This window comes from Paenibacillus psychroresistens, from assembly GCF_009728935.1.
Lineage (GTDB): Bacteria > Bacillota > Bacilli > Paenibacillales > NBRC-103111 > Paenibacillus_AC > Paenibacillus_AC psychroresistens.
In genome coordinates this window covers 7,990,459-8,009,895 of the sequence record NZ_CP034235.1, presented here as the reverse complement: position 1 = coordinate 8,009,895, position 19,437 = coordinate 7,990,459, and the positions used below count along the sequence as shown (strand labels likewise).

The following is a 19,437-nucleotide window of genomic DNA, read 5'->3' as shown; positions in this document are numbered from 1 at the left end:
ATGCTTAGCAGTGAAACAATAAGAATCATTAAATCAACAGTTCCAGTGTTGGAAAAACACGGAACGGATATCACGACACGATTCTATCAATTACTTTTTACGAATCATCCGGAGCTACTGAATATATTTAATCATGCGAATCAGAGTAAAGGAAAACAACAGACTGCTCTTGCCAATGCTGTTTATGCAGCAGCACTGCATATTGATAAGCTGGAGATGATCTTACCGGTAGTGAAACAGATTGCACACAAGCACCGTAGTCTCGGTATTAGAGCGGAGCATTATCCCATAGTTGGAGAAAATCTTCTTGCTGCTATCAAGGATGTTCTTGGTGACATGGCTACGGAGGAAATCATGCAGGCATGGGCGGAGGCTTACGGTGTAATAGCCAATGCCTTTATTGGAGTGGAAGCCGAACTGTATCAACAGTCGGAGAAGCAAAAAGGTGGATGGGCAGGCTTTAGAGCATTTCGAGTAGATAAGAAGGTTAAAGAGAGCGACGTGATTACATCATTTTATCTGGTACCGCAGGATAGGGAAGCAATTGCTTCGTTTAAACCAGGACAGTATATCAGTGTGAAGTTAGAAATACCGGGCGAATCAAATACGCATATACGTCAATATAGTTTGTCTGATACTCCGGGTAAACCTTATTACAGAATTTCCGTCAAGCGAGAAGACGCGATCCTGGATAAGCCAACTGGGAAGGTATCGGCGTACTTACACAAGCATATTGATCAGGAGCATATACTCTGGCTATCGGTACCTTCCGGTGAATTCACTCTGGATGAGCATGACTCTCGACCGATCGTCTTCATTAGTGGCGGGGTTGGATTAACACCGCTAGTCAGTATGCTTAAAACTCTGGCAGAAACCAATCCGAACCGAGCTATCACATTTATTCATGCCGCTCAGAATGGGAGTGTTCATGCCCTAAAACAAGAAGTAGAGGAACTTGCTAGTTGTTCTCCGCAAATATCTGCCTATTGGTGTTATGGTAAGCCAACGAATCTAGATAGAGAGATGAATGCTTATGATAAAGAAGGCATTATCGACTTGCCTTGGCTTCAGCAAGTAATTTCAACTAAGGAAGCGAGCTTCTACTTCTGCGGTCCCGTGCCATTTATGAGAACTGTGAACAGCCTCTTGAAGAAATGGAAAATTAATGCCAATGATATTCATTATGAATTTTTCGGGCCATCTGGCAGTTTGGAAGATGCCCAAGGCTCTGAGCTAGAGGTACCTATCTCGTAATGAGAAGTTTAGGTATGCTCCTCCATTTCTGATTGGCTGCGAAGCAGTCGATTAATTGTCTCGCGACGAAGACCAATGAATTGGCCAATTTCGTCCTGTGTCAACACATCCGTTATAGTGGCAGGTGTGATGTAAGAATGGAACCAGGATTGAAGTTTCCGAAGTTTCTCTACAGGTGAGACTTCGGTTAGTTGGTCGACACGTTGCAGCATCATTCGTAATTTGTCTTGCAGCTGTAAGGCGATGGATTGATATCGTTCCAGGTTTAGTTCTAGCTCCGAATACCATTCCACTTCCGACAGGATATCGATCTCGCAGGTAACGAGGGCCAAGGCTGTCCCGTAATAAGGATTGGGGCTTATTAAAGAATGATGAGGTATGATTTCATCGGGCACAATAATATTGACTAAAATCTGCGATCCATCTTGATGGGTTCGAAGAATTTTTAATAAACCGCTGCGTAGGTGATAAAGCGGTCCAGACTCTCCTTGCCGAAATAAGGTCTCACCTTTGTGTAATATCATGTACATCCTCCATAGTGTAGAAAAGCGAAGGCTGGCACGTTCAGGCATTTCGCTTTTTTATTAATTTATAAGCATTATACCAGTCAGGATAGTTTAACTAAAAACTTGCCGATACATACTAAACGCTGCGAAGACAGTTGATATCTAAACTATAATTTGGTAGCAAATATCCAAGTGAAATTGTAGTATGAAGTAATCTAGTCGATTTATTATTTTCATAGGGGGCGGATGGTACATGTTATTAGATCAATGGAAAGTGCAAACAGACAGAGCTTTTCGTATCTGTACGTTTGGTTCAAGTAATACAGAGCTGTCTTTTGCTAATAACGGGAGACACAATTGGGTGGATTGGTTTTATATTAATCTAAGACAAGAGATTGGAAATCATGTCACTGTGACTAATCTAGGTATTGGCGGAGAATCGACGATTAACTTACTCGATCGAATAGAGCGTGATGTAAAGCCACATCAGCCAGCACTAGTCATTGTTACCATTGGAGGTAATGATGCTAATCAAGAGATGCCTATAAAAGAATATAAGGAACGTTTAAAGGAAATTTGCTCCTTGATCCAGCAGTATCAAGCTATTCCTGTGCTGCAAACCTATTATTGTCCGGTTTATCATCAGGGTAATGATAAATTTCATGCTTTATTTGAAGCTTATATGCAAGTAAATAGAGAATTATCACAAGAACTCGGGATTCCCTTAATTGATCAGTATGCTTTCTTTGAACCATTTTATCGTTCAGAACCTGATGAGTATCAGAAATTAATGAGAGACTGGTTACATGTAAATTATTTGGGGAATTTAGTCATGGCACAAGTGATTTCTCGTACTTTCGGGCTTTCTTCCATTGCAATACCTGATGATATAGCCAACGAATTTGATCCACTTTATGAGAAAATGCTTGCTCTGGTAAAAAAAAAATAAAAAAAGAAAAGGAATGGATGGAAATGTCGTATATCGTTGATTTTAAAAATGTGTCTGCAGTAGGTTTAGAGTCTTCACCTGTAGTAGAAGCGCTTGCTGGTTTACGTGCTAATGAAGCCCGTTACTTTATGAACAAATACAATCATGAATTTACGGTTGTACCAGCTAGCGAAAGTCAGGAGAGCCTTGATTATGTGAACCGCATTTTGAAAGAAGAACGTAATATTGAGTTTGCGGCCAAACCTTTAGAAACATCGCGTTTTCAAGTGGAGAATATCCAATTTACCTACGTCTTTTATGAGGATGGTCTTAGCATCAATGTGATGTATACGGTTGATGACCCTAAGAAGCGGGCCGTTGGATTTAAGCTTTCTGAAGGGATGGAGATTCCAAAGGAGTTAGCAGAAAAGTTTAAGTTTGCTAGACAGAAATCTAAACTAGCTGGAACAATTCGAGGTTCTTATTTTGTAATTAAAGGACAATATTAAAATAAGCTAGAGCGCTAATAAACGGACAGGGATATTGCAAATAAAAAGGACAACCTTCAAAGTAAAAACAAAAACCTGTTGGGTCTGGAACTCAACAGGTTTTTGTCATAATAACGCAGCTTATTTTAACTCGCTAAAAAAATCATGGATCATTTCGGAAACAAGCTGTGGTTCTTCAAGAGCCACAAAATGCCCGCCTTTATTTAACTCTCTCCACTTAATAATATTGGCGAAAAGACGCTGAACAAACTCAATGGGTGGACGCTCAAACTGCTGTAAATCAAATCCCAGTAAATAGCAATTAGATATTAAATGTTGCTAAGACGAGTGCAAGGAGTAATTATAATGGTAGGAATTAATTGGTAAATATGCTATCGTAATTAAATGGCAATTTGACAAAATTCGGCAAGAATGGGGAATGTAAAGAATGAGGAAGTTAGTACATATTATAGCGTTTTTTGCTTTACTGCTAGGTTGTATCGGATTGAAGAGTGGGATTGTTGCTGCGGAAGGAAAGGCACAGATTGTCGATTTGATAGGGAAGAATACGCTGCTAATGAATGACGGAACCATGTGGTCCATGTTCTACGGTACGGACAGCATTCAAATGACGGGGAATATAGCTTCGATTAGTGGTAATGAGGTAGACGGTATTGGCACAACCCGAAGTGGTGATTTAGTTTCCTGGGTATTGGGAGAACTGAAGATTATAGAAGGGCAAACAGGAGTCAAACAAGTAGCTTACCCTTATTGGTTAAAAACAGACGGAACGGTAGTGTCGACAAATCCAAGAATGGACAAGCTTCAAGGAATCGCTTGGATTGCCTCAGATCAAGATAAAAGCTTTGCTTATTTAAAGCAAAATGGAGAACTGAAGGTTAAGAGCTATAATCTTGAAACGACACTTGGAATCATCTCAGATGTATCTTCTATAAAAGCAATGGAGGTGCATTTAGGAAGAGTTGCCGTGCTGTTCAACTCTGGGGCTGTCGTGATTTACTCAGATTCAAATTTCGATGATAAGGGACGTATTGTCCCTTCCAAGATTACCGAAGATGCTGTGGATATTGCCTTAACTCCTGATGCAGGTGATCTGCTGATTGCGCGTAAAGACGGATCTGTGTGGACAACGGGTCATAGCAATGGCCAGTTTAAACTGGATAACCAATTACCTGGATTAGATCAAGTAATTCAATTAGCTTTAGTTAAAAGTATCGATCAATTCTATGCTAAGAAAAACGATGGGAGTTGGGAGTCCTATAGTGCAGGAGATTTGACACCGTTTGATGCACCCATCGTAAAGTCACTGTCGCTCACTACATCAGACGTCAATCCGCTTGTAGGAGATACTGTGCATATTGGAATAAGTGCAACCTATTCTAATAATGGGAAAATCAATGTTCCAGCGTCTGTAGATAATGTAACGGTTGATAAACCTAACTTATTAAAGCTCCTGCCTAACGGAGCGTTTAAAGTAATAGGTGTCGGTCAAACCCAGGTTACAGCAACCACTGGTGGTGTTTCGAAAAGCGTAACTATCTCTTCAAGCTCGCGTTCTAATCTCAAGTATGCCAAGAAAGTAAAGGATGTCGTTTTCGTTCAAGTCAAACCAATAGTCCAAGCTTTAGGTGGCACTGTAGCAACTAAGGATGGAGGAGTGGATATAGTAGTTGGCAATACTAAGCTAACTCTCAAAGCGGGAAGCTTAAACGCTTTGCTGAATGGTGAGAATAAGGTATTAAAATCCGCTCCATTAGCGGACAAAACCGACATTTATATGCCGGCTTCGATCCTGACAGATGTATTTGGTGCTAAGGTGCTGTGGAATGATAAACTAAAGCAAGCCGATATTTCTTTTGGAACCGCACATATGACTATCGTATCAGCAGAAACGGCTGCTTTAGTCAAAAAGGCAGGACAAGGTACTTTAATCAAGTATATTGGTAAAAGCTATTGGATTAATTACTATCAGCAGTGGGATCGTTTCTCCAAGGTTACCGTAACGGATATTCAACCGGATAACAGTGGGAGCTTCACGGTAATTTTCAAATCGGCTGCAGGTAAAAAGGTGAGCAGTGAATCGATGACCGCCTTTAACGTAACCGAGCTTTTTGAAGATGGTGCTTCTTTATTAAAATATGATCCGTATAAGAAATATGCTTGGTCCACCGCAACCTGGAAGTTGGTTAAAGCGGAGGAAGTAGCAATTGGCATGAATAAGGATCAGGTAACGATGTCTTGGGGGGTACCTTATAATAAGAGTGTGCTGTCGTCAAATGGCAAAACAATCGAAATATGGTATTACACTAGTGAGGAAACAGTTGGCTTTGTAAATGGCATTGTTAAATATACGATTACGTAGAATAAACAATTAATTCAATAAATGACAAAAAGGACAACCCTCATAGGATTGTCCTTTTTCCTTTTTTCTCGACGAACTTATCTGTCAGCGGAGTAGAAATTCGTAAAACTAGTAAATGCTCGCAAACTACTCTAGTAAAATCGCCTCAATTTGCTTGTGCAGAGCAGACAGATCGTTGTGAAAGTTAGCTAAGATGAGCAGGGTTCTATTGCGTGCCGTATATCTGGTAAACATGGAAGTATAACCTGCCCAGCCACCATCGTGATAGATTTGCCCTTCCTTCTGATCCGCAAACTCTAGACACCACCCATAGCCATAGGGAACATATTCGCCGCTATTGGTCGAGGAACCCTTGAACAGCTTGGCAAGTGTTTCCCGATTCAGCCATTGATCCGAATAAAGCGCCTGATCCCACAACAGCATATCATCGAGGGTTGAATTAACAGTACCGTCGCCTTGTATGCCATCCAGGTAAATCACATAATCATGCTGCTGTATAAAATCTGGCAGCACATAGCTTTCTTTTGCAGAATCGAATAAATAGGCGTATGCATAGTTATCAAGAGTCGTTTTTGAATATCTTCTATTGAACAAAGTGGTATCCTTCATACCGATCGGTTGAAAAATATACAGAGACAGGAATTCGGCAAAGGACATTCCGGACACATTTTCTATGAGCAATGCCAGTAGGACATAACCGGTATTGCTGTATTCATAGCGGTCATTCACTTCGAAGTGAACGGCCGGTTGATGGATTTTCAACATATTCAGCACATCGGAGTTCACTGCGATTTGCTGTTTGTCCCAATAGAGCTCGAACAAATCCATATAATCCGGTAGGCCAGACGTATGATGAAGCAGATGAGAGACCTCCATACCCGTGTAGGGAAAATCCGGGAATAAGCTCTCCAGCCGGTCATCTAGCTTTAGCTTGCCTTGTTCCTGCAGCAGCATGGCGGCCGCTGCCGTAAAAGCTTTTGATACGGATGCCAGATCAAAGATGGACTGTTCCGTTAAAAGTCTTCCTTGTTCTTTATCCGCAAAGCCGAATGCTCCTTTGTAGATTGGAATACCCTCTTCCGCAACTAACAAACAACCGTTAAAAGCTCCTTGTTCATGCAAAGCCAGTGCAATAGAATGAATGCGTTCCTGTTTGTTCAGCTTTCTCTCCTCCTAAGTTTCACGGACGTATCAATAGTTCGCTTGCGGCTGCAAGCTGCCATTCGAGTGACGTTGCATCGGGATATCCCCATAAATGGTGCAGCATATGCACCTGCCCACGCTTGCCTAGTGCAATCTGCTCACGAATTTGCTGAATCCATGCCGGATCGGTTTCGTCGGAAGCAATTATGAATACCCGGTCACCTATATACCGTAAAAGCTCCGACAAGGGAATGGTTATGGCAAAATGAGGATTATGCCGGGCTAGTGATTCAATTTCCTGTGGGGGCTTAAACCCAAGGACATCATATATAGTTGTAAACCAGACAGGTGCGTACAGCCAAATGTCTTTGTGAGCTCCCAATTTGAGCACAGTTGCCGTTTCAGTTGTGGATAGATAAGTGCTTAGTGTCTGTCTGATGGTGTCTTTGCGTATTTGATAGCGGTTGATCCATAACTTCTCCTGCTGCTCTTTCCCCATCAGTTCGGCAACAATATGCAGATGTTCAAATATGGATTGCTTCCAATCAATCTGCAATGTCGGAGCAATTCGGGATAAATCCTCCAAAAAACCGGGTCTGTTATAATTCCCTGCCAGAATGATGTCCGGATTAAGTGCTGCAATTGCCTCCAGATTGGACTCGGCATCAATCAGACTTGTTGAGCTATCCAGCCTGTCTGCAAAAAGCGGCATACTCCAATTAATTACCCCAACGGGCTTTACACCCAGCGCGAGCAGTTCACCGCTATATTCGAGCGAAACCACCCGAGGCGAGGCTTGCTGAAAATGCCGAACGTAGGTGCCAGGCGTCATCCCCGTACGCTGTTTGAAACGCCTGTTAAAATAGAATTTATCTGGAAATCCGGAATGATTAGCAATGGTATCCTGCGAATCCGAGGTGAGAAGCAGCAGCAGCTTGGCTCGCTTAATCCGCAGGTCGGCTAGATAATCACTTGGGCTTTCGCCCGTCATTTTCTTGAACAGCCTGGAATAATGCCTGACACTCATCATGGCTTCCTTTGCAAGCTGTTCGACGCTTAGCTGCTTATCATAATTTTGATGAAGCTGATCTAGGCTGTGTTCCACAGCTTGGCGAAGCTCACTGCTCCTGCCCTCGGAGGGATAGCTATCCACCATAAAGTCAAGAAACTGCTGAAATGCCGTTTGACAGTGTGTCTTATCCGCGATATATAACGGGTTCCAGCAATCGTAGAGGGTTTTGAGCTGTACCAGCATCTTAGAGAAAGGCTGAATATCCAGCTCGCCTTTACAAGAAAACAAACGATCGCCGATCTCTTTGTCCCTGTCTGCAATTGCAGGAGCGCCTGTTTGGATTTTTTCAAAAGTAAGAAGATGGCAATAAAGATTTCCTTCCGATCTGCATTCCAATTCCGCCACCATTTGGGGTAGCACAAGATAACATTTTCCTGCTAATAAAGGATACTTTCTAGCTTCTATCCGTAAATTCGCCTCACCATGCTCCGCAATAAACAGCATAAAGCTATCTGCGCGAGTCATCCATTTTTCCGTATGGCGATCAGGCAGATTATGGCGGATTTGAATATCCTTCAGAGCATAGCTAGTATCCATTGCTTATTCCTCACTTGGCAGAGTTCGTTTTGAGCACCTCAACGGCTTTTTCGGTTTGTATTTCCAGGGATTTTACATCGGCATTATCCCATGTTTCATCAAGTAAGTAAATATGGCCGTTTTTAAAAGCAGGCGTATTGCGTAACGGGCTGTCAATCAGCTCTTGGTAAGAAGCAGCGTCAACTCGCAGGAAGATGCGATCCACCTTGTATTCGGCCAAGGCTTCCATGGAAATCGCTTCGCCAGCAAAATACGGATCTTTCTCTAATAAAGGTTTTATAGCGTCCGGTGCAGCAAATCCCATTAAATCATATATCCCAGGGAACCAGATTGGGGAGAACATAAATAACCCCTTCGCATTCCCTTTCAGCAGCAATGCAGTTTCCCCCTTCGCTACAAGCGGACTGAGATTCTCCTGCACGGCTTTCTTTTTAACTTCATAACCGGCAATCCAGGCTGTTTCTGCCTGCTCTTTTCCTATCAGTTCAGCAACGTTATGCAGTCGCTCCGCAAAGCTCGTATTCCACTTTAATACGGCTGTTGGTGCTATTTTGGACAATTTTTCAAGCTGTTCAGGTTCAATATAATCCGCAACTATAATTAAATCGGGCTGCAGTTTGATAACCGCCTCCAGGTTAGGCTCGAATTCTCCTACAGATGCTACATCCTTAAGGGCTTCTTTAAAAATATTCAGAAAATAATCATTGGTTCCAGCCGGTGTTACTTCTAACGCCGATAATTCTCCGACATTCTCTAATGCGAGAATTTTCTTGGGTTCCTTTGGAATCTCCAGTTCTTTTCCCAAGCTGTCGGTATAAGCCCTTGTGTCGGTTTTTACGTCATCAGAGCTTTTCCCACAGCCCGACAAGCTCAGTGACAGAAGAATGAGAAATAGGATACAGCCATACTTTTTTAATCCAGACACAAAAAACCACTCCCAATTAATAATGATATTCATTATCATTAAGATTAGCCTTATCATCTGTATAAATCAATGGACTAATCGGACTTTTTGATGCACGGATTAATAATACTTCTAGAGAAAGACAAAAACATTTTGAAGCGCAAGATGATTTGCAGGGCTCTTTATGCTGTCGAAGTTTGTCATTTTGCCGTCATTGGGGGGTGGTATACTTATTTTTGCATGGGAGTATTTTTAAATATTGAACACATTAGGAGGCAAAAGATGAAAGATATTGGCAAAAAAGATCAGGTAGGTCGATGCTTACTTATTCAGTAGCGATAAATGTGAAGTAGAACACAAAGTAGTTCAATATACAAAATAGGAGAGTGTAAAGTGGTAGGTTCAAGCTTATTTTTATCGAATAAGAATAGGGTACGCAGATTTATAGTATTAATGACATTGGTGGTTTTATTGTTCTCACTTGTATCTCAATTAAAAGTTAGTGCTGCAGTAGCAGATCCAAGCACTCCTGCTAAGATTACTGGAGTAGACGTCACTTCTGATGAAACTACTGCAACCGTAACTTGGAACGCAAGTAATCGTATGGACTTAAAAGGTTATGATGTATATATGGACGGAGTGAAGGCTACTTCGGAGTCGGTAACAGGTTTATCTTATACGGCTACTGGTTTGAAGTATGGTACTGAATATAGCTTCGAAGTAACAGCTTCTACCCTAACGGATGAAGAGTCAGTAAAGAGCGATTCTGTATCAATAACGATAGTCAATCCAAATGCTCCTGCAAGCCCTACAGGGGTATCAGTTGTATCGGGAAGTCAGCATGCTGTTATTTCTTGGACGGCAAATACTGAGTATGACCTAGCAGGTTATGAAATTTATAATGGTAATAACCTTGCAGGGCAAGTAAATGCAAATGTTACTTCTTATGATGTGACAGGCTTAACAAATGACTCAACCTATTCGCTTAAGGTACTAGCTGTGAACACAAGTGATAAATATTCAGCTTTCAGCGAAGTCTTTTCTGTTACACCTTTGTCAGATAACTCTAAATTAAAGACTTTAATAATGGGTGGGGGGATCCTTACCCCAGTATTTAGTCCTACCGAGTTAAATTACACTGTGCATGTAACAAGTGACGTTACTTCCGTAACCGTTACTCCGACTGTATCAGAACGTTATGAGACAGTTAAGGTAAACGGGGTTACAGTTGTTCAGAATTTCATGCCAGGAATGCCGGGTTTTCCAGGAATGCCAGGAATGCCGGGTTTTCCAGGAATGCCGCCTATGCCAGGTACTCCTGATATGTTATGGGGTAACACATCAGAAAACCTTCCTGTGCATGCTGGTGCAAACATTATCGACATTGCAGTAACAGCTAAAGATGGTAAAACGGTCAGTCATTACGTAGTGACTGTTTACAAAGCAGGTTCTTCAAATTCCGATTTAAGTGATCTAACTACTTCTGTTGGTGACCTTGATCCTATCTTCAACACAACGGACTCAACTTATTACTTGACTGTAGATGCTGATGTCAGCAGTATGAAAGTCACACCTACAGCAGCTGATAGTCATGCTTCTGTCTCTGTAAACGGGGTTACTGTTACCAGTGGTGATGACTCCCTACCAATCGATCTTAATGTTGGTGACAATGTTATTGAGGTTAATGTAACTGCTGAAGATGGTGATACTAGTCAATCCTACACAATTTATGCCTATCGGGTTTCAAATGATACAAGATTAGGTTATCTTGAAATTTCCGACGGTGAATTAAGTCCTGAATTTAATTCTGCTACTGCATCTTACACGGCTTCGGTATCTAATGATGTAAAGGGTATTGATGTAACGCCAACGGTAGCGTATTACAATTCGTCAGTTACCGTAAACGGTGAACCTTTAACAGACCATTCTAATCCGGCTTTTGCCAAAATAGGAGGGGTATCGCCTTTCGCCCATGTTGCTTTATCTGTGGGATCTAATCCAATTGATATTGAAGTAACTGCAGAAGATGGAACTACTAAAACCTACACAATTAATGTTACACGTGAGGCTTTACCAATACCTTCCGATATTACTAACTTGGTAGAGACTCACACAACGACAACAGTAAACTTTACTTTCTCGCTTCCTACTGATCGTGGTTTTTCTACAGTTAACATTTACATGAATGGTAATGCTGTTGATTCTGTTACTTCAGGTGTATATAACGTGAAAGACCTTACTTCTAACACGTCATACACATTCTTATTCAAAGCGATAAACGAAGCAGGTGCTGAAAGTGTTGGGGTTACACACACAGTTAAGACGGATGCTGTAACACCACCAGTTGACGAGCCTGTAGTTATACCACCAGTTGACGAGCCTGTAGTTATACCGCCAGTTGTAAAACCAGTGGTTACTCCTACTGCAACACCTGCACCTACGCCAACACCTGTAGTTACACCTGCACCTACGCCAACTCCAGTAGTTACACCTGCACCTACGTCAACTCCAGTAGTTAATCAAGATAAGCCTGAGCTTAACGACAAGGTTAACGTTGGTATAATAAGGGCTATTGTAGAAAAGGCACAAAACACACCTTCTAAACCGTTTAGCGATGTACCAGCAAAGTCTTGGAGTGCAGCTACAATTGATCTTGCCACTCGAATGGGAATTGTTTCAGGGGATACAAACAGTTCTTTCAACCCAACAAAACCTACAACTCGAGCCGAATTTGCTACAATGTTCGTTAATGCACTTGGTTTAACTCCAAGCGGTACAGGTAGTTTCTCTGATGCTAAAGGACACTGGGCAGAAGATGCAATTCAAGCTCTTAAGTCTAATGGTATAATTTCAGGTTATGGTGACGGCTCATTCAAACCAAATCAAACTATCTCCAGAGCAGAAATTGTAACTATGATCAGCAAAGTTATGACTATTAAAGCATCCACCTCAGGAAAACAGTTCTCTGATGTTAAAGGTAACTGGGCACAAAATGCTATCAACGCAGCAGCTGATGCAGGAATTATCAGTGGTACGGGGAATGGGAAATTTGACCCTAATGCTAATGCTACCAAAGAACAATCAGTTGCAATGATTCTTCGTATGTTGAACGTTACACTTGATCTTGGACTTAAGCTTTAATATTAACACCTAAAATACGGTAGATACTGAATAATCAGTGTCTACCGTATCTTTTTATTAAGTGTATATGAAGAAGATTTGGGATTTGCCGTTAGAGACAGCGCGGAGGTTCACCTTTGTTAATTTTAGGCTGCAACTCTACTTTTTACCCATTGCATTTATATATTTATTACATATCTTATTAGAGTGAAATAGTCGAACTTTAGGTATAGGATCTCGATATTTTATATAGTAGGAGAGTGATAAAATGTCTAAAAGAGATATACAGTTTATAGATCATTTGAAAGCACCTTATTTACCCCTTTACCATAAATATTTTCCAATGACCTTATTTTGGACTCCCAAGAGCGGTTGCACGACTTTAAATCGGTGGTTTTTTTTCCAGCTTGGATTATTTGATGATGTAAGTCATAGATCAGGTGGAGAGGTTCATAGGTATAGAAATGATATATTCACAAAAGAAACGGAGTATTCATCCATATTAATAGAGAGTCTTTTAGCGGAAAAACAGGATACTTATAAACTTGTTCGTAATCCTTATAGAAGGGCAGTTAGTTCTTTTTTATCTACGATTTGTTCCCCGTGGCTCATTTCCATGTTCCATGGTGATCTTAACAGAGGTATGTCCTTCAAACAATTTTTATATTATCTTAAAAACTTAGGATCAGAAATAAGCTCCGTGGACCCTCATATCGGGCTTCAGTATATTAACGGGGAAGAACATTTTATAAAAAATTATATCTATTTAGAGAACTTCAGCACACATATAAGAGATATTGAAAATAAATATGGCTTATTAGAAGCTCCCCTCTCCGAGATTACAAAATCACCGCACCATTTTGCAGAGAAAATGGTCAAAAAAGGCGAATTTGCGGAGATGATTATGACTATGGGGATATTTGATTGGTCTTTCCCAACTTATGAGAGCCTCTATAATCAAGAAACAAAAGATCTGGTTAGAGAAATATATAGGAAGGATTTTGAAGCATATGGCTATGATCAAGATGATTTAAAATTGGCTTCCACAGTATTGTAGCCGAAAAAAAACTGTCCCCTTTTTGGAAGGAGGCAGCTTTCTTAGAGAAACGGAAAGATTATTGCTTAATTTCGTAAATTTTGTACATCTCATCGAGCATTAGGTTCGCTGCTTTTATGCCACCAGCTGTGTTCCAAATGGCATCATCAACTTTGTAGGCTTGTCCGTTCTTGACTGCATTTAAATTTTTCCATAGCGAGTCATTTGTCCATTCCTGTTCCGTTTGGTTTGCTTTTCCATCGCCAGTTTCATACGTGAAGAAGAATATGCGATCAGCATCTGCTTCCGGAAGCCGCTCCTTATTAATTTCGTCGACAAACGCGTCTTTCGCATTCTTCGTCATTTCTGTACGGGCGATACCGATTTTATCGAAAATAACGCCTGAAAACGTGTTTGTGTGGTAGACACGTGTTTTGCCAGCCATGAAACGAACGACGGATACAGTCTGCTTTAACTTGTCGCCGGCTTTCACTTTGAAATCTTCAATCCGCTTATCGAATGCAGCCATTAGCACATCACCTTCGGCGGTTTTACCCAGCGCTTCTGCATACAGATTGAAGTTGATTTTCCATTCACCGCGCAAATCTTCTGATAGGACGGTCGGAGCGATTGCTTTCAACTGTTCGTATATTTTTTCTTGCCGTTTTTTATTGCCAATGATTAGATCTGGCTGCAGACCAGCAATAAGCTCAAGGTTTGGTTGACCCTCCTCACCAAGCACTGTAACGCCTTCCATGTCAGCTTTGATATGATCATACCACGGATCGCCCGTCCAAGATTTAACGGCACCAATCGGTTTTACTCCAAGAGCTAAGAGTGCTTCAGTACCTTCGTTTGTCAGTACTACAACCTTTAGCGGAGTCCCCTTGATCTCCGTTTCTCCCATAGCGTGCTTTACCTTACGCACTTGATTATCCGTGTTTGCAGCTGTCTCTGGCGGATTCGTTGCCGTGGAATTTGTTTGATTTGCATTGTCGGATGTCTCTTTACTTCCACATCCTGAAAGTACCATAACCAGAATAAGCATCAGCATCCCAAACCAAGCTGTACGGTTACCGTTTGTTTGTGTCCCTCTTACTTTCATGACTTTCTTCCTCCTAAGTTGGTTTTCTTCTCGTTGTGAGAACGATTATCATTTGCAAGTTTAAACTATAAAGGGAAAGCTTTAAACTGTCAATAACTAAATGATAATGATTATCATGTTCATTGACAAGCTGTTTTACTTGCTTTAGAATGCAACAAGAGCATACCTTGACTAAGGATCGCAACCTAGAATAGCTGGTTTAGAAGAAAGTGGATTATATGAGAATTGTTTTTTTAATGGTTTCGCTTATTATTCTTGCGACTGCCATTATGTGCAGCATCGCTTTTGGGATTACGGATATCCCTTTTAGGGTCGTCTGGGAATCATTCACCCATTATAATACGAGTAATGAACATTTGATCATTCGTACAGCCCGAGTTCCCAGAGCGCTAATTGCCGCATCTGTCGGAGCTTGCTTGGCCATTTCAGGGGCGGTCATGCAGGTCATAACACGCAATCCTATTGCCTCACCTAGTACACTTGGAGTAAATTCTGGAGCTGCTTTTTTCATCATTATGTCGTCTGCTTGGCTGGGGATATCGGGTATGCAGGCATTTACTTGGGTTGCGCTAATCGGCGCAACCTTCAGCGGTGGACTTGTCTTCTTGTTAGGAAGTATCGGTAGAGACGGTATGACCCCGCTCAAGGTCACGCTGACTGGAGCCTCCATGACCGCATTTTTTGCCTCGCTTACTCAGGGGCTGATGCTTACGGACGGCAGAATGTTTGATCAGCTACTCGTCTGGCTAGTAGGTTCGGTTGCTGGGCGTGATATGGATCAACTCATATCCGTCTGGCCCTATATGGGAGCAGGTATACTGATCGCTTTACTGCTTTCACGACATTTGAACGTGCTCGTGATGGGGGACGATGTTGCACAAGGACTAGGCCAGAACACTGCATTTATTAAGATGTTCTCGGCGGCTGCAGTCATTCTTCTTGCTGGAAGTTCGGTCGCTATAGCAGGTCCTATCGCCTTCGTAGGAATCATCATCCCACACATCGTTCGGTACCTGATTGGTAGTGATTACCGCTGGATATTGCCATATAGCGCGGTGCTAGGCGCATTGTTGCTGGTAGCGGCCGATTTGGGTTCCCGCTACATCGCCATGCCGAAGGAAATTCCCGTTGGTGTTATGACTGCGATTATTGGAGTACCGTTCTTCGTATATATCGCAAGGAAAGGCAGACGAATGTAATGGGCAAATATAGATCGTTCCGATCGGCAGATTCCAAGTATTCCTTTTTAATAGAGAAAAAAACTATATGGATTAGCATTATTTTGTTTGTGCTCTGTATTATCGTTGTAATAATCAGTACAGGAATTGGCAGTAAATATATCTCACCCTTTGACGTCATTAAAGCTCTTTTAGGTAAGGCAGAGCCTATGGAACAGGTTATTGTGGAGAAGCTGCGTCTGCCGCGGATTATTATCTCCATACTGATCGGTGCTTCTTTAGCTGTTGCGGGGGCTATCTTACAAGGCATCATTAGGAACCCGCTGGCTTCACCGGATGTAGTAGGCATTACGGAAGGGGCTTCTCTTGGCGCTGTTCTTTTTATTTTCTTTTTCGATGGTATAGTATCGATTCATTGGATGCCGCTTGCTTCAATTAGCGGAGCGCTCTTCGTTACTGCGTTGTTGTATATTCTCTCATGGAAGCGTGGAGTTGAACCGTTGCGGCTCATTCTTGTTGGCATAGGCTTTTCGGCAGCTATCAAGTCCATCTCTTATATGTTAATTATCTCGGGTCCTCTAGAGCTAGCCGATCGCTCTATAATTTTTATGAGCGGAAGCATCTATGGGACATCATTGGAGAAGGATGTGTTCACACTGCTGCCTTGGGTAGCAATTCTTCTGCCGATCACTTGGCTGCAAGCCCGAAACGTTAATATTCAAGCACTTGGCGACGATGTTGCCAACAGTGCCGGGGCTCATGTACAGAAGCATCGGCTGGTACTAATTGTACTTAGTGTGGCTCTTGCTGGTTCTGCCGTTGCAATAGGTGGGGCGATCGCCTTCATCGGGTTGATGGCACCGCATATGGCACGCAAGCTCGTGGGCTCGTCTTTTGGCAGTGTGCTGCCTGTCAGAGCTCTGCTTGGAGCACTGATTCTACTAGTGGCGGATTTGGTGGCGCGTACCGCCTTTTTACCACGAGATGTGCCAGCTGGTGTATTAACTGCGGCAATCGGCGCACCGTTTTTTATGTATCTGCTGTACCGTAACCGAAATCGTCGTTATTAAGCCAGGAGGCATGCTGATATGAGTACATTGGAAGCAAAGGGACTTGGATTATCTTATGGAGGCGCATTTATTTTTGAGGATTTGAACCTGGCCATTCCGAAGGGGAAAATTACCGTATTCATTGGTAGTAACGGATGCGGCAAGTCGACGCTGCTCCGCTCCATGGCTAGGCTACTAAAGCCACAGCACGGTTCAGTATTATTGGACGGTGTCGATATTGCCAGCATGTCCACAAAGGAAGTTGCGCGCAAGCTTGCTATTCTTCCTCAGGGACCGACTGCTCCGGAAGGGTTGACAGTGCTGCAGTTGGTCAAACAAGGCCGATACCCTTACCAAAGCTGGCTGAGGATGTGGTCACGCGAGGATGAGGTAGCCGTTCAGAAGGCATTGGAGGCGACGGACATGACCACGCTTTCGGAGCAATCGGTAGATTCGCTTTCTGGCGGGCAGCGGCAGCGCGCATGGATTGCCATGACACTGGCACAGGAGACGCCAATTATTCTGTTGGATGAGCCAACCACCTATCTCGATTTGACACATCAGATCGAAATACTTGACTTACTCTATGAAATGAATGACCGCGATCAGAGCACTATCGTCATGGTGCTTCACGATATCAATCTCGCTTGCCGTTACGCTGATCACATCGTCGCGATCCGAGACGGAATAATAGAGGTGCAGGGGCGACCGGACGAAGTGGTTAATGTGCAGTTAATAGAAACCGTTTTTCGCCTCAAATGTGAAATCATTCCCGATCCTCTTTATGGAACACCTCTATGCATACCATATGATAATAGCAGGCTTCGAGCCGTTCGTGCGGCACAGCATCAAGCGATACATAACGCTCGTGGCTAGAGTTAGAAAGAATGCTAATTTTTTGTATACTTTTAGTTTCAATAGGATGAAACAATCATACATTTTTCACCCTCTCTAAGCCTTCACACAGTTGAAAGGCTTCTTTATTTCACGTACAATAGTAAGTGATAATTATTCTCATTTAAAGTGCTTATATTCGACTGTTGATTAAGAGGGAGGTCTATAATGAATACCAAAACACCAGCTACTCACGGTCCTGTGGATGATGATCGTTCAGGAAGATTAATTTTTTCTCTGAAAGAAATCTTTCATTTTAACGGAGAGTGGCATCAACAGGCGAGGCGAAGAGTTGTCCGCAGCCATACGATTGTTTTCATCAGGGAAGGCTCGGGGACGTTAACGATTGATGGCACAAAATACAAAATTGAGAAAAATAAACTGTTTCTGTTGACGCCGGGCATGCTCGTTGAGGTGTCAGTAGATGCAGGCATCCCACTGGAAACCTATTACCTAACATTTACAATGGCATTGTCAACAAGAAGCAATCAGGCTTGGTCAGTAAGTGAAGTGGAAAAAATTCCGCTAATCAATTACGGCGAGATCGCAGTACAGAACTGGATGCAGGTCGATCATATGATCAGGCGGTTGCATGAGGGGCGGGACGCCAAGACAGGACTGCTTCGCTGGAAGCAGCAGTTGGGGTTTGAGGAGATGCTGTATACCTTAATGGAGGAAGCCAAGACGAACGACGAGGACTCCAATCCGCTATATACTATGGAGCGATCCGCAATTTATATGGATAAGCATTATGCAGACAACATTAAAATCGATGATATGGCCAGACTTAGCGGGTTGAATGCCAGCTCATTCTCGAGATTGTTCAAAAAATCAATAGGTATGCTTCCCAGCGATTACCTGACCCATGTCAGGATAGAACGAGCCAAAGAAATGCTGCAGTATTCGAAGGGGATGCGGGAAGTATCGCAAAACACAGGCTTTTGCGATGAGTATTATTTTAGCCGAATATTTAAAAAGGTTGTAGGCATTCCACCTTCAATTTATGTAAAAAAGAACTGGAATACGGATAGCGCCAGAACGGGTCGCGAGTTGAAAGCGGTAAGAGTGGCAGTGACATATATCGACGAAGTGGATCATTTGATTGCTTTGGGGCTGTTGCCCATTGCTGTACCCAATGATCATAATGAAGACCATACGGAACACATAATCCCATACTTACAGGAATATTTGCAGGACGCCCCGAGAATCGGCTGTGAGCAAACGATCAGCAAAGATCTGCTACGGAAGCTGAATCCCGATATGATCATTGCTTGCAGGTTTATGAGAAATTGGGGAATAACGGAATTGGACAAAATTGCCTCGACTCATTATTATTTCTGGGAGGTGGACTGGCGGAACACCCATCGGGAGCTGGCTAAGGTTCTCGGGCAAGAAGAGAAAGCTGAACGCAATATCGAGCAGTTCAATCGGCAAGTGCTGACCGCCCGCGATACAATGCATAAGCGGGCTGGCGGCAAGAAATTTGTCTTTCTGGAGATGACGCAGCAGGGGATTCGTGTGAGCCCTTACACCAGCAATGGCGGGTGGCTGTTGTTTCAACAGCTCGAACTAACACCGGCTTCGGTCGTTACCGATAATAATTGGAACCAACTGATAATGCCAGAGGAAGCGGCAGCGATTAACGCGGATTATATCATAGTCGGCAGAAGAAGCGGTTCGCAGCAGGTATACAATCAGTTCATGGCGCATTCTGCTGTCCGGAAGAAGAAGCTGCTGGAAGTGCCGCGCTATCCATGGGCTAAGGGTGGCCCTATCGCTTATTCAAATGGAATTAACCATGCTCTGTCCCTTTTTGAAAATATGCACAAATAAATGATCA

The 19,437-nt window shown here is 42.7% G+C and carries 15 protein-coding genes; 10 read left to right on the top strand and 5 right to left on the bottom strand.

Annotation, left to right across the window (positions count from 1 at the left end; genetic code table 11):
• Positions 1 to 1,254: an NO-inducible flavohemoprotein gene (gene hmpA / locus EHS13_RS35765; protein WP_155705076.1), complete on the top strand. Its 1,254-nt coding sequence runs from the start codon at positions 1 to 3 to the stop codon at positions 1,252 to 1,254.
• Between the two features lie 8 nt (positions 1,255 to 1,262).
• Here the strand turns inward: hmpA and EHS13_RS35760 are convergent, their stop codons facing one another.
• Complete coding sequence (locus EHS13_RS35760) at positions 1,263 to 1,778, bottom strand: Crp/Fnr family transcriptional regulator (protein ID WP_155705074.1); 516 nt, start codon at positions 1,776 to 1,778, stop codon at positions 1,263 to 1,265.
• A gap of 235 nt (positions 1,779 to 2,013) precedes the next feature.
• Between EHS13_RS35760 and EHS13_RS35755 the strand changes: the two genes are divergently transcribed.
• The 3 genes from EHS13_RS35755 (at position 2,014) to EHS13_RS35745 (ending at position 5,559) form a co-directional block, all read left to right on the top strand.
• Positions 2,014 to 2,709, top strand: coding sequence for an SGNH/GDSL hydrolase family protein (locus EHS13_RS35755; protein ID WP_155705073.1), 696 nt, complete (start codon positions 2,014 to 2,016; stop codon positions 2,707 to 2,709).
• A 23-nt stretch (positions 2,710 to 2,732) separates the two neighbouring features.
• On the top strand, positions 2,733 to 3,197 hold the full coding sequence (locus EHS13_RS35750) for a DUF8821 family protein (protein ID WP_155705071.1): 465 nt from the start codon (positions 2,733 to 2,735) through the stop codon (positions 3,195 to 3,197).
• A 427-nt stretch (positions 3,198 to 3,624) separates the two neighbouring features.
• A complete protein-coding gene (locus EHS13_RS35745) occupies positions 3,625 to 5,559 on the top strand; it encodes a stalk domain-containing protein (protein ID WP_155705070.1) in 1,935 nt (644 codons plus the stop codon).
• Between the two features lie 126 nt (positions 5,560 to 5,685).
• Here the strand turns inward: EHS13_RS35745 and EHS13_RS35740 are convergent, their stop codons facing one another.
• Genes EHS13_RS35740 through EHS13_RS35730 form a run of 3 tightly spaced genes read right to left on the bottom strand, consistent with a single transcriptional unit; the run spans position 5,686 to position 9,236 of the window.
• Positions 5,686 to 6,681, bottom strand: coding sequence for a serine hydrolase domain-containing protein (locus EHS13_RS35740; RefSeq protein WP_227013721.1), 996 nt, complete (start codon positions 6,679 to 6,681; stop codon positions 5,686 to 5,688).
• A 58-nt stretch (positions 6,682 to 6,739) separates the two neighbouring features.
• The gene (locus EHS13_RS35735) at positions 6,740 to 8,311 is read right to left on the bottom strand and encodes an AraC family transcriptional regulator (RefSeq protein WP_155705066.1); all 1,572 of its coding nucleotides are present in this window, start codon (positions 8,309 to 8,311) and stop codon (positions 6,740 to 6,742) included.
• Positions 8,312 to 8,321: 10 nt separating this feature from the next.
• Positions 8,322 to 9,236, bottom strand: coding sequence for an ABC transporter substrate-binding protein (locus EHS13_RS35730; RefSeq protein WP_162463420.1), 915 nt, complete (start codon positions 9,234 to 9,236; stop codon positions 8,322 to 8,324).
• Positions 9,237 to 9,608: 372 nt separating this feature from the next.
• On the opposite strand from EHS13_RS35730, the gene EHS13_RS35725 reads away from it, so the two are divergent.
• Together EHS13_RS35725 and EHS13_RS35720 are read left to right on the top strand one after the other, a co-directional pair.
• Entirely contained in the window at positions 9,609 to 12,356 is a 2,748-nt protein-coding gene (locus tag EHS13_RS35725; RefSeq protein WP_155705063.1) for a cadherin-like beta sandwich domain-containing protein, read from the top strand.
• 247 nt (positions 12,357 to 12,603) lie between these two features.
• Positions 12,604 to 13,392 (top strand): sulfotransferase family 2 domain-containing protein, encoded by a 789-nt coding sequence (locus EHS13_RS35720; protein ID WP_155705061.1) that lies wholly within the window; start codon positions 12,604 to 12,606, stop codon positions 13,390 to 13,392.
• 58 nt (positions 13,393 to 13,450) lie between these two features.
• Here the strand turns inward: EHS13_RS35720 and EHS13_RS35715 are convergent, their stop codons facing one another.
• Positions 13,451 to 14,476 carry an ABC transporter substrate-binding protein gene (locus EHS13_RS35715; RefSeq protein ID WP_155705059.1) on the bottom strand — a complete coding sequence of 342 codons (1,026 nt, stop codon included), beginning with the start codon at positions 14,474 to 14,476 and terminating at the stop codon, positions 13,451 to 13,453.
• A gap of 218 nt (positions 14,477 to 14,694) precedes the next feature.
• On the opposite strand from EHS13_RS35715, the gene EHS13_RS35710 reads away from it, so the two are divergent.
• The 4 genes from EHS13_RS35710 to EHS13_RS35695 all read left to right on the top strand — a co-directional run bounded on the left by EHS13_RS35710 (position 14,695) and on the right by EHS13_RS35695 (position 19,430).
• Positions 14,695 to 15,675, top strand: coding sequence for a FecCD family ABC transporter permease (locus tag EHS13_RS35710; protein ID WP_155705058.1), 981 nt, complete (start codon positions 14,695 to 14,697; stop codon positions 15,673 to 15,675).
• Positions 15,675 to 16,724 (top strand): FecCD family ABC transporter permease, encoded by a 1,050-nt coding sequence (locus tag EHS13_RS35705; protein WP_155705056.1) that lies wholly within the window; start codon positions 15,675 to 15,677, stop codon positions 16,722 to 16,724. Before EHS13_RS35710 ends, EHS13_RS35705 begins: the two co-directional genes overlap by 1 nt.
• 18 nt (positions 16,725 to 16,742) lie before the next feature.
• Positions 16,743 to 17,579 carry an ABC transporter ATP-binding protein gene (locus EHS13_RS35700; protein WP_155705055.1) on the top strand — a complete coding sequence of 279 codons (837 nt, stop codon included), beginning with the start codon at positions 16,743 to 16,745 and terminating at the stop codon, positions 17,577 to 17,579.
• A 186-nt stretch (positions 17,580 to 17,765) separates the two neighbouring features.
• Entirely contained in the window at positions 17,766 to 19,430 is a 1,665-nt protein-coding gene (locus EHS13_RS35695; RefSeq protein WP_155705053.1) for an AraC family transcriptional regulator, read from the top strand.
• Positions 19,431 to 19,437: the final 7 nt, after the last annotated feature.

Bases quoted from the DNA above. Each gene is read 5' to 3' on its own strand.
- EHS13_RS35705 (WP_155705056.1), top strand. From the start codon at position 15,675: ATGGGCAAATATAGATCGTTCCGATCGGCAGATTCCAAGTATTCCTTT.
- EHS13_RS35755 (WP_155705073.1), top strand. From the start codon at position 2,014: ATGTTATTAGATCAATGGAAAGTGCAAACAGACAGAGCTTTTCGTATC.
- EHS13_RS35735 (WP_155705066.1), bottom strand. From the start codon at position 8,311: ATGGATACTAGCTATGCTCTGAAGGATATTCAAATCCGCCATAATCTG.
- EHS13_RS35695 (WP_155705053.1), top strand. From the start codon at position 17,766: ATGAATACCAAAACACCAGCTACTCACGGTCCTGTGGATGATGATCGT.
- EHS13_RS35715 (WP_155705059.1), bottom strand. From the start codon at position 14,476: ATGAAAGTAAGAGGGACACAAACAAACGGTAACCGTACAGCTTGGTTT.
- hmpA (WP_155705076.1), top strand. From the start codon at position 1: ATGCTTAGCAGTGAAACAATAAGAATCATTAAATCAACAGTTCCAGTG.
- EHS13_RS35720 (WP_155705061.1), top strand. From the start codon at position 12,604: ATGTCTAAAAGAGATATACAGTTTATAGATCATTTGAAAGCACCTTAT.
- EHS13_RS35700 (WP_155705055.1), top strand. From the start codon at position 16,743: ATGAGTACATTGGAAGCAAAGGGACTTGGATTATCTTATGGAGGCGCA.
- EHS13_RS35750 (WP_155705071.1), top strand. From the start codon at position 2,733: ATGTCGTATATCGTTGATTTTAAAAATGTGTCTGCAGTAGGTTTAGAG.
- EHS13_RS35745 (WP_155705070.1), top strand. From the start codon at position 3,625: ATGAGGAAGTTAGTACATATTATAGCGTTTTTTGCTTTACTGCTAGGT.
- EHS13_RS35760 (WP_155705074.1), bottom strand. From the start codon at position 1,778: ATGATATTACACAAAGGTGAGACCTTATTTCGGCAAGGAGAGTCTGGA.
- EHS13_RS35710 (WP_155705058.1), top strand. From the start codon at position 14,695: ATGAGAATTGTTTTTTTAATGGTTTCGCTTATTATTCTTGCGACTGCC.